This is a genomic window from Sphingomonas sp. 66-10 (assembly GCF_001897045.1).
GTDB lineage: Bacteria > Pseudomonadota > Alphaproteobacteria > Sphingomonadales > Sphingomonadaceae > Sphingomonas > Sphingomonas lycopersici.
This window is the reverse complement of sequence record NZ_MKRR01000115.1, coordinates 5,868-14,202: the sequence shown is the minus strand read 5'-3', so window position 1 is coordinate 14,202 and position 8,335 is coordinate 5,868. Positions and strand designations below refer to the sequence as shown.

Annotated in this window: 5 protein-coding genes and 1 pseudogene; 2 read left to right on the top strand and 4 right to left on the bottom strand. The window is 62.0% G+C overall.

Annotated features, from left to right (window positions below):
* Positions 1–2,757: TonB-dependent receptor plug domain-containing protein (locus BGN95_RS12065; protein WP_286772741.1), on the bottom strand; the 2,757-nt coding region annotated here is incomplete at its 3' end.
* A gap of 152 nt (positions 2,758–2,909) precedes the next feature.
* On the opposite strand from BGN95_RS12065, the gene BGN95_RS12060 reads away from it, so the two are divergent.
* Entirely contained in the window at positions 2,910–3,677 is a 768-nt protein-coding gene (locus BGN95_RS12060) for an enoyl-CoA hydratase/isomerase family protein (RefSeq protein WP_286772740.1), read from the top strand.
* A gap of 38 nt (positions 3,678–3,715) precedes the next feature.
* Complete coding sequence (locus tag BGN95_RS12055) at positions 3,716–4,912, top strand: CaiB/BaiF CoA transferase family protein (RefSeq protein WP_286772739.1); 1,197 nt, start codon at positions 3,716–3,718, stop codon at positions 4,910–4,912.
* Between the two features lie 19 nt (positions 4,913–4,931).
* Here the strand turns inward: BGN95_RS12055 and BGN95_RS12050 are convergent, their stop codons facing one another.
* The 3 genes and pseudogenes from BGN95_RS12050 to BGN95_RS12040 form a co-directional block, all read right to left on the bottom strand.
* On the bottom strand, positions 4,932–5,663 hold the full coding sequence (locus tag BGN95_RS12050; RefSeq protein WP_286772738.1) for an IclR family transcriptional regulator: 732 nt from the start codon (positions 5,661–5,663) through the stop codon (positions 4,932–4,934).
* A 196-nt stretch (positions 5,664–5,859) separates the two neighbouring features.
* Positions 5,860–6,178 (bottom strand): annotated as a pseudogene (locus BGN95_RS12045) (integrase core domain-containing protein); the annotation flags it as partial.
* Between the two features lie 130 nt (positions 6,179–6,308).
* On the bottom strand, positions 6,309–8,335 hold a 2,027-nt coding region (locus tag BGN95_RS12040), incomplete at its 5' end, for a TonB-dependent receptor (RefSeq protein ID WP_286772737.1).

Below are 8,335 nucleotides of genomic sequence, written 5' to 3'. Positions count from 1 at the left end.
CGTCGTCGATACCGCCCCATTGGTATAGGATAGCGCAGTCGCAACTTTCCATTTTGGATGCGAAGATGCACCGATGCTGCTGTTGCCGACCGTTCCGGCGTAGTCGAAGGTAGCTTGGCCCTCGCGCCCGGTTATCTGAAAATCGATGAGCCGGTTGGCGACGACATTGAGGCCGAGGCTACCAGTATCGCCCCCAAGTCCGGCGTCGGCGAGATTGACGGTCCAGTCGAACTGCGCATCGATACCCCTCGTTGAGAATCTCGAGAGATTTTCAGCGCGGGTCACGATCTGGGTGATCGAACCATTGGGTGCCCGCCGGAAATTCTGGCAGAATGGGCTGGTTGCGGCGTAGGTCGGGTTCGATCCGTCAAGGTTATAGCAGGCCCGTACCAGGTCGGTCGGAGCCAGCGTTCCGATCGCGTCCCGAATCTTGATTTGATAATAGTCGACCGATAGCGACAACCGCGAAAAGACCGGGCTCGCGAACTTGGGTTGGACAACGCCGCCCACAGTGAAGGTGTCGGCGGTCTCTTCCTTTAGGTCGGGGTTGCCGACCCCGACGGTCTGGACGAACTGCGGGGTCGACGCGCCGGCGGCCGGCACACCCTGGGCCGCGCAGAGCGAACGGATTTGCGCATTGCCCGCCGCGCTGGTCGCACCGGTAGCTGCCGCGTTGCACGGGTCGCGATTGGCGCCCGACCCAAGGCTCACCAGTTGCTGGGTACTCGCGAAGAGAACGTCGAGCGAGGGCGCGCGGTTGGCGCGCTGATATCCGGCCCGGAAGCGCAAGCCGTCGAACGGCTCCCAATCGCCTTCGACCTTGTAGGAGTGGACGCCGCCGATCGAGCTATAATCCGAATAGCGGTAGCCAAGCCCGAGATCGAGCCGCCGAAAACCCGGTATGTCTTTCAGAATCGGTACCAGAAGTTCGCCGAATATCTCCTTTGCATTGTAAGAGCCTTTTGCCGAGGTCACGACCGCGGGAACCAATGCGTCCGGTAGGCCAGCCCCGTTGGGGGCCGGCGCTGGCTCGACATTGTAGATCGACGATGCCACGCGTTCGAACGACATGTCGCGATAATCGGCGCCCGCCGCGAAACGCACCTCACCATATGGAAGTTCGAATAGTCCGCCCTGAATAGTGCCTTCAACGACGCCGAGATCGTTGGTCAGCGTGTAGCCGCCGGTGCGATTGACATAAGCCCGGCAAGCTTCGGAGAGCGGATTGATCCCGAACGGATTATAGCCGCCCGCGCACAGGCTTACCCCGCCATCGGGCGCCCGCAACAAGGTATCGAGCGCACGACGGCTGGAATAGCCCGTTCCCGTCGTCGTCTGGTCGCTCTTTCCATAACTGCCGTAGACTTCCCAAGTCCAGCCCCGGACACCGAGCTTGCCCTTCGCGCCGAGCGTCACCTGAAAGGTATCGATACGATTTCTTTCGGTGCGCGGAAAATCGAACAGGCGCTTCGCGATCTCGAAATCCGCGGTCGGATCGGGCCGCGAAGCGAGCAGCGTAGCGAGATCGGTGGGGATGAAGGGGTTAGTGACTGGCACGACCAGTGCCGCTGTCGATCCGCCGGCGGGAATAGGGCCAAGTTGCGTTTTGCTCTCAAGCCGGGAAAAGCTGGCCTGCCCATAGAAGGTCAACGTATCGGAGACGTCGTAGTTCGCAGCGCCGAAAGCCGAGTAGCGGGTTAGTGGAATCGAAATATATTCCTGCGGCGCCCCGTTGAAATAGACGCCGGGCAATCCACCGACCGTGGCGTTGACCAGGCTGTATCCGGTCGTCGGCCCCGCGTTCCCGCGATAATTGACCGCGCCGCTCTGGTCCGCGACCGCAAACAAGCTTCCGTCGGCGTTGAAACCAAGACCACCGAAAGTGGTGGTCGCGAGATTTTGCAACGTCACGGTTCCAGGTGAAACGCCGTAACGACCAAACAGCGCATTCAGCGCTGCCTGGCTCGGTGCGTTCGCGGCCGACCCGAATTGAATGCCATAAGATCCTTGAGGAACCTGTGGCTGCAAACGGGGGCTGATCAGCGAATATTCACGCGCATCGCCGAAGAGTCCCGCACGATCCGCATATCCGAGCGATAACACGGCATTCCCTCGCCGGTCCGCAAAATTACCGCCGAAGGTTGCGTTCAGCGACTTTGTCTGAAGATCGCCCTCGCCCGAAATACCGTATTGGCCATCGACCTCGACGCCGCTGAAATTTCGCTTGAGGCGGAAGTTCACCACGCCGGCGATCGCATCCGAACCGTAAACCGCAGACGCACCGCCAGTGATCACTTCGACATTCTCGATGAGCGACGGCGGGACGATATTCACGTCAACTGTGCCATCGAAGTTCGAAGGCACGAGGCGCCGTCCATCGAGCAGCACAAGCGTTCGCGTTGGCCCAAGGCCGCGCAGGTCTACCGTCGAGCGACCCTGATTGGAGGGCAGGTTGGTCGTGGAGGTGGCACCAGCGGCGACCTGCGGCAGTTGATTGAGAGCAGCGTCAACTGAGATCGCGCCGGTCTGACCGATAGCACCTTCCCCCATCGTCACGATTGGGCTGGTCGACCCGAAATCGCGTCGCGCAATGCGTGAACCTGTCACGACAACCTCGGTTCCCTGCGTTTCCGCATCTCCGCCGTGGGCGGGCACATTCGCCTTTTCCGTATCGGTTTGCGCAAAGGCAGGCGGGGCAAAGGCGGCCAGTCCGCAAACGACGGCGATTGTCGATACGCCCGACATGCTGATCTTCATCTCATCTCTCCCCTCGTCGTGTGCCGTATCGCGGCACATCATTCCGATTCGTGAACTTTTGTGACGCCTATCGGCACTGCGGTCAATAAAAATAGACCGTGACACGAACTATCATGCCGTGATACGGAACAATGGACTATTTGGGAGGCACCATGGCGGGCACGGTTCACATGAGTAGGCGGGGCAGCGGAATCGCGCTGCTGGAGATCGAGAATCCGCCGGCAAACGCGATGAATGCGGCGATGCTGGCGCGCATGACCGAAGCGCTCGCCGGTGTTCAAAGCGACGATTCGGTTCGCGCGGTCGTGCTGACCGGACGCGGGAAAGCCTTCTGTAGCGGCGCAGATCTCAAAGAAGCAGCGCGCGAAGCCACAAAAGGCAGTGGCGAGGATCTCTCGGCGTTCGCCAGAATGCTTGAATTAGTCGCCACATCGCGTGTGCCCACCATCGCAGCGATCAACGGCGCCTGCGTCGGAGGCGGCTTCGAGCTGGCGCTATGCTGCGATATACGCCTGGCGTCGGACGACGCGACCTTCATATGTGCCGGCGTCAATGTTGGATTGATGGCGTCAACCTATCGCTTGCCGCGCCTGATCGGCCTGTCGCGAGCCAAGGCCATGCTGTTGTCCGGCCTCCCCTTTACGGCTGCGAAGGTCGAACAATGGGGGCTGGTTACCGAGCTTCACGCCGCGAGTGATCTGTTAGACGGGGCGCTGCGGATAGCCCGACGGATCGCCACGCGCGCGCCGCTCTCGATCGAAGCGACGAAGCGAACGACCGACCTCTCTTTCGACATGTCACCGGAGGAAGCTCGCGCTGCCGCTGCGGCCGAACTCGCGATCCTGCAAGCAAGCACAGATCATCGCGAGGCCATCACCGCCTTCGTTGAAAAGCGCGAACCTAAATTCGAACGGCGCTGACCAGGCACGCACCATTCGTTTTCCCAGCAGGAAATATCATGACCGACACCTCACTTGGAAATCTTCGCGTCATCGACTGCACCCATGTCATCGCGGGAGCTTATTGCTCGATGCTCCTTGCCGATCTCGGCGCCGACGTCATCAAGATCGAGCCAATCGGTGGCGAAGCCAATCGCGGCGCCAGCACGCTTCCCTTCAAACCGTTCGACTTCATGAACCGGAACAAGCGCGCCATCAGCCTTGATCTCCATCAACCCGCGGCGGTCGAAGTGATCCGCAAGCTTACAGCGACTGCCGATGTCTTTGTCGAAAATTTCCGTCCTGGCGCGTTCGACCGGCTTGGGCTCGGCTACGATGACCTCAAGGCGATCAATCCCCAGCTTATTTATTGCTCGATATCGGGGTTTGGTCACAGCGGTCCTTACCGTGAGCGAGGTGGCTTCGACCTCATTGCGCAGGCGATGAGCGGGATCATGAGTTTTACGGGTGAAGCGGTCGCTCCGGATCGCGACACCCGCCCGGTGGCAGCCGGCGTTCCGCTGTCCGATCTCAATGCCGGCGCATTCGGTGCGCTCGGAATATTGGCGGCGCTTAATCATCGCCACCAGACAGGCATCGGCCAGAAAGTCGAAGCGACGCTTCTGGAATCAGCCCTAGGCTATGCCGTCTGGGAAACCGGACTCTACACGACGACGGGAGAAATTGCGGTGCCGCGCGGATCGCGCCACCGGCTGGCAGCACCTTATGAGGCGCTCAAGACCGCTGACGGCTATCTCGTCGTTGGCGTTACCAACGCAAACCTGTGGGACAAGTTCTGCAAGGCAATCGATGCGCCTGAACTGCACGACGATCCACGTTTTGCGCTTCCGGCTGATCGTGTGACCCACCGTGACGCGCTCCAGCAAGCGATCGAAGCGAAACTGGCGACCAATGCGACCGGCGTGTGGATAGACAAGCTGCTTGCGCAGGGAGTGCCTTGCGGTCCGATCAACAATATCGGCCAGGCCGTCGAGGACCCGCAGGTCAGGGCGCGCGGCCTCATTGCCGAAGTCGGCGGTCGGCGTTTCATTCGAGCGCCCGTCAGCATGTCGGAGACTCCGGTCGTCGTCCGTCGCGGCCCAGCCCGCATCGGGGAACATACGGCCGAGGTGCTTCGCGAAGCCGGATACAGCCCGTCGGAAATTGCCGAGATGAATCAGGCTGGCGCTATCGCGGTCGAAACCTCGCAAGCATAAGGTCAGCCGCGTCGCCCGATCAGTGAAAGTGCGGCTGACTTGTTACACCGAGCGTAACGCGGCGAGCGGCATCGGCTACCAGCGGACCATAACGTTCAGCTAGACTTGCATCGAGGCGTTCTGCCGGCGCCGAAATCGAAATGGCGGCAAAGGGCTGAGCGTGACGATCGACGATCGCAGCGCCCACGGCATGGACGTCGGAGCGATTGCCCCCGAATGTCACGGCATATCCACGCTCGCGCGCCTCCGCCAATTCGCTGCGGACGATTTCAGGATCGACGACCGTGAGCGACGTGACGGCGTCCAAAGGTTGGGAAAGATAGGCGTCGAGTTCGTCCTGCGGCATCATCGACAGGATCGCACGCCCCGACGATGTCGCGTGCAAGGGTGAGACTGCCCCATAGGGAAAGAAGTAGCGCACCGGCTTGATCCCGTCGAGCCGCTCAAGCAGCACGAGCGACCGCTCGAATCGATAGGTAAGATGGACAGTTTCCTCGCTTTCGCGACGCAGCTCTTCCATGACGGGAATGGCAATCCCGCGCAGGACAGAATGCTCGTAGTTAGCGCGACCGCTGGCAACGAGTGCGCGCATTGAAAGGCTCCAGACCGGACGGTCCGCGTCGGCGAGTTCAATCCAACCAGTCTTGTGGAGCGCCATCAGCGATCGCTGGACCGTCGATTTGGGAATGCCCGCCAGTCTCGCGAGCTCGCTCACGCCGACTGGCTGGTGCAAACTCAGCAGCTCGATCAACTGGAACGCCAATTCGACCGGTCTCACACATCCTCCGTCGTTCCGCCTTATGGGACGACCCTATCCGTAGCGGCACAGCGAGTCACGAGGTTTGCTGATTGGTTTTGCTTTCCGATAGGGGCGATGATCGTCGCACCCGCATTTCGGGAGTTGCCAATTGTGATCGGCTCCCACCGAGTGGTCCGGGTTGATTGTAGTGCATCGTAACCTCCGTCGCCAGTGCTGGCCGCAGGTGGAGCGAAGCGGAACCGGAGGGCGGCACTGGCGACGGAACGGCTCCGGCGCGGGCGGGCGATAGCCAACGAGCTATGCGGGCGGACCGTGCTGTAATGTCGCCGCCAGGCTTCGATCAGCACCCGCGCTTCGGCGCGGGTGTAGAAGATCTCGCCATTGAGCAGCTCGTCAAGCAGCGATCCGTTGAAGCTCTCGTTGTATCCATTTTCCCACGGGCTGCCCGGCGCGATATAGAGCGTGGTCACGCCGATCTGCGCGAGCCATGCCTGCACCGCCTTGGCTCCGGGGACAATGCATGCGATGCGGTAACGCGGAGTTCCGGATGCGGTTCAATCCGCGTCCGGAACCCCGTCGACCGGGCAAGGCGTTTTTTTGGACCGGTCGGACAGATGAGGGCTGCCTCGCGGTCGATCAGAAAGCGTAACCGACCGAGAAGCGATATGACCGGCCGAAGATCGGCCGCACATCGGGGATCGCCACGCCGGGCCCGGCGAGGAAGCGCGGATTGCCTTCGGTCAGGCCATGCGAGTTGGCGAGATTGTCGCCCGAAATCTGCAGCGTGAAGCCGTCGACCTTCGCCTTGATGCCCGCGCTGAGCGTCTGGTAGGCCGGCAGCTCCTGCAGGTTCTTGAGGTCGCTGTAGCGCTTCCCGATCGCCTCGAACGTGCCGTAAAGCGTCACGTCCGACGTATCCGAGGCGGTGACGGTGAAGGTCGGCGTGACGCGCACCTGATAGGAGGGAATGCGCTGCGCGCGCTTGCCGTCGAAATCGGGAATGTTCGGAGTGTGGGTCTTGGCATCCTCCAGCACCGCGTTGCCGGTGATGCCGAAGCCGCTGGCATGCTGCCACGAGGCATCGAACTCGATGCCTTTGGTCCGTGAACCGGCGATCTGCGGCGGGACGCCGACGTCATTGTACACCGCACCTTCGACCTCATCGTAGAAGCCGGTCAGCGCGAGCTGGAGCCCGCGGTCGTGATATTTCACGCCGCCTTCGTAGGAGCGCACGCTCCAGTTGAGGTCGAGCCGCGGGCCGGTGTTGCCGAGCTGCGAGCGTACATCGTCGAACGACGGGGAATGATAGCCCTGCGACACGCGCGCGTAGACGTCGAACGTCCGGGTCGCGCGATAATTGAGGCCGACCGTCCACGGCGTCGCCTCGCGGGTGATATGCGCATAATCGGGCAGGCCATTGCCCTGGATGTTGAACTTGATGTTGGTCCACTGGTGCCGCACCCCCGCATCGAGGCGCAGCGCGTCGGTGATGTTGAACGAGTCCGACGCGTAGATGGCATGGACGTCGGCGCGCCCGTAATCGGCGATCGCGAACGCGCCGAGCGTGCCGTTGTCCAGATCGACGAGATCGCGCGACCCGCCCACCTGCATCCAGCGGTTGGCGCCAAGGCTCCATGCGTCGCGCGACGAGAAGTGCGAGAAATAATAGCCGAGGTTGAGCGTGTTGGCGCCGGTCTTGAAGGTCAGTACCGCCTCGTTCGAGATGCTGCGGAGTTCCTTTTCTACCACCCATGCGCCGAATTGCTGGACGTAATCGGTCGGCGCCAGCGTCGCGCCGGTGTTGATCCCGTGGACCGCGATCTGGCCCGGCGTACCGTTCCCGGCGGCGAGCGCATCAGCCACGGTGATCGCCCCTGCGCCGGCCGGCACGAGCCCGGTCGTCCGCAGCGTGCCGCTCGTGTACCCGAAGCGATCGGCGAAGGAGATGCCGCCGCCGAAATCATAATTGAGGTTCGCGCCGGTGACGATGCCCTTCCAGCCGCGGCCCTTGTTGAGGTCGACCGTCTCGGTCGCGCCGCTGCCCGCGCTGCCGGGTGTGATGATCGTGGCGTAGCGCGAATATTTGCTGAGCTGGTTGTAGGTGCCGAGATCGAGCCCCGGCACGGCGGTCGCGAACGGCAGGAACCATTCGCCGTGATCGTCGGTGTAGCGCGCGAACACGTTGATGCTGCCGTTGGTGAACTTGTGGGTGAGATTGGCGGTGATCTGACCGCCCTTTTCGGTGTCGAACCCGGCGCGGCGCACCGTATCGCCGCGCGAGATATAGCCGCCGACCATATAATAAGTATCGGGCGCAAGCTTGCCGCTCAAATAGCCGTCGACGCGCCACGCGCTATAGTCGGTGACCGAGGCGGTCAGGCTGCCGTGCATTTCTTCGCCGCCCTCGCGGAGCCGCAGGTTGGTGGTCAGACCCGGCTGACCGTCCGAAAACAGCGATGCAGGGCCGCCGTTGACGCCCTCGATCCCCATCACCGTATCGTCGATGCGGGTCATGCCGGTCTGATCCATGAACGAGAGGCTGCTGGCGCCATAGACCGGGATGCCGTTGAACTGCATCGTCACGAACGGCGCGTCGCCGGTGCTGGGAATGCCGCGCACGAACACGTTCGAGGTGCCGACGCCGCCCGAGCTTTCCACCCACA